This is a genomic window from Lacinutrix sp. MEBiC02595 (assembly GCF_053601555.1).
This window is the reverse complement of record NZ_JBSHNU010000207.1, coordinates 1-265: the sequence shown is the minus strand read 5'-3', so window position 1 is coordinate 265 and position 265 is coordinate 1. Positions and strand designations below refer to the sequence as shown.

Annotated in this window: 1 protein-coding gene; it reads left to right on the top strand. The window is 35.1% G+C overall.

Annotated features, from left to right (window positions below; all coding sequences use genetic code 11):
- Positions 1-265, top strand: a 265-nt coding sequence (locus ACVCZW_RS07660; protein WP_452232089.1) for a hypothetical protein, incomplete at both ends; no start/stop codon positions are given.

Genomic DNA, 265 nt, shown 5'->3' with positions numbered 1-265 from the left:
GAAGATGGCGTTACTACACAATTAGATTTATCTGCAATCATAGCAAACCTGGAAGCTTTAACAACATTGGTGGATAATAATGACGGAACATTAACTTACACCGATGAAGATGGAAACCCGACTATTTTAGATGTTGCTAATCTGGAAACACTTACTTCGATTGCTTTAAACACAGATAATACAAACATCGATTATACAGACGAAGATGGCGTTACTACACAATTAGATTTATCTGCTATCGTAGCAAATTTAGAAGCACTTACTA